The following is a 1972-nucleotide window of genomic DNA, read 5'->3' on the forward strand; positions in this document are numbered from 1 at the left end:
AGTGCGGATTCCACGCCATTCGGACACTCAGCCCACGCTGATCCGGACACCTGTTCCACGATCATTCGGACAGGCAGTCGGAGCGCAGCGACGCAGGGGTTGCATTGTTAGTCTGAGGCGCCCGGCGCCGTCAATTTCTTCACCCGCTTTCTCATCGACTCGCCCTTGAGGTTGATCCGGTAGGCGTTGTGCACCAGGCGGTCGAGGATGGCATCGGCCAGGGTTGGATCGCCGATCAGTTCGTGCCAGTTGTCCACGGGCATTTGGCTGGTCACGAGGGTCGAGCGCTGGCCGTAGCGGTCGTCCAGTAGCTCCAGCATGTCGCGGCGCTGTTCGGCGGTGAACGGGGCCAGGCCCCAGTCATCAAGGATCAGCAGGTCGGTCTTGGCATAGCCGCTCATCAGCTTGGCGAAGCGCCCGTCGCCATGGGCTAGGCCCAACTCTTCCAACAGGCGCGGCAAGCGCAGGTAACGCACGCTGTAACCCTCTCGGCAGGCCTGGTGTGCCAGGGCGCAGGCCAGCCAGGTTTTACCCACGCCGGTGGGCCCGTTGATGATCAGGTTGAGTCCGTCGCGTAACCACTGACCGCTGCTCAGCTGGAGGATCAGCGCCTTGTCGAGTCCGCGCGGGCTGCGGTAGTCGATGTCTTCGAGGCAGGCGTTGTGCTTGAGCCGGGCCTGACGCAGGCGGCTGCTGAGGCGCTTGTCGTCGCGTTCGGTCAGTTCGCGGTCGACCAGCAGGCCGAGGCGTTCCACGAAGCTCAGGCTGTCGATGTCGGGGGTTTTCAGTTGCTCGGCGAGTGCCTTGAGCATGCCGGTCAGGCGCAGGGTCTGGAGCTTGTCCAGGGTCGGATGGGGCAGCATGGTGGGATTCCTTGTGTTCAGTGGTAGTAGCCGGGGCCGCGCAGATTGGCGTGGTCGTCCGGCAGCAGGGGCAGGTTGGCTTGAGCCAACGGCAGGCTTTCCAAACCCTGGCGCAGGATCGATTCGAGGCTCTTGTAGCTGCACGCACCGAGGCTGAGGGCGCGACGGCAGGCCAACTCCAAGCGCACTTCGCCATGGGTCTTGCCCAGGCGCAGGATGCCCAGGCAGGCCCGGTAGCCTTGGGTTGGGTGGATGCGCCGTTCGAGGATGTGGCTGATCACGCCGGCCGTGTTCGGCCCGGTCTGCTCAGCCCAGCGGATCAGCCGTTGTGGCGTCCACTCGGCGTGCTCGCGATGGCTCTTGGGCATGTGCTCGGCCTGTGTGCTGTGCCGGCCCTTGTGCGGTGAGCGAAGGTGGCTGGCCACCCGCTGATTGGCGTGGAAGCACTCCACTGTGCGCGCTGTCAGGCGTACTTCCAGTTGTTTGTTCACCAGTTGGTACGGCACCGAGTAGTAGTGCCCATCAACCTCGACGTGGTAGTCGATGTGCACACGCGCCTTCTTCCACTCGGCATACACGTAGGGTTGCTCCGGCAGCGGCCGCAGCACCGGACGATCCAGGGCTTCGAAGGCCGAGTGCCGGGAGCCCGGCAGCTTGCGAAACGGTCGTCGGTTGAGGCGCTCCAGCAATAAGGCGATGGCACTGTTGAGTTCGTCCAAGGAGAAGAACTGGCGGTTCCTCAGCGCGGCGAGGATCCAGCGCTCGACCACCTGCACGCCGACCTCGGCCTTAGCCTTGTCGCGCGGCTTACGCGCCCGCGCCGGCACCACCGCCACGCCATAGTGCTCGGCCAGATCGCGGTAGCTCGGGTTGATGTCCGGCTCGTAGCGATGGCTCTTACTCACCGCGCTGCGCAGGTTGTCCGGCACCACGATCTCCGGCACGCCCCCGAGGAAGGCGAAGCAGCGGGTATGCGAGCCCAGCCAGTCCGGCAGCTGCTGCGACCAGGTGGCTTCGGCGAAGGTGTAGCTGGAGGCGCCGAGCACCGCGACGAACACCTGCGCCTGGCGGATCTCGCCGCTGTGCCGGTCGATCACCGGCACCGTCTG

2 protein-coding genes are annotated in these 1972 nt (G+C 65.4%); both read right to left on the bottom strand.

Annotation, left to right across the window (positions count from 1 at the left end):
• Positions 1 to 107: 107 nt before the first annotated feature.
• Positions 108 to 863 carry an IS21-like element helper ATPase IstB gene (istB, locus tag IEG05_RS22950; protein WP_038408850.1) on the bottom strand — a complete coding sequence of 252 codons (756 nt, stop codon included), beginning with the start codon at positions 861 to 863 and terminating at the stop codon, positions 108 to 110.
• Between the two features lie 17 nt (positions 864 to 880).
• Positions 881 to 1972, bottom strand: a 1092-nt coding sequence (gene istA, locus IEG05_RS22955) for an IS21 family transposase (protein ID WP_191122774.1), incomplete at its 5' end; no start/stop codon positions are given.

It is taken from the genome of Stutzerimonas kunmingensis (assembly GCF_014764705.1).
Lineage (GTDB): Bacteria > Pseudomonadota > Gammaproteobacteria > Pseudomonadales > Pseudomonadaceae > Stutzerimonas.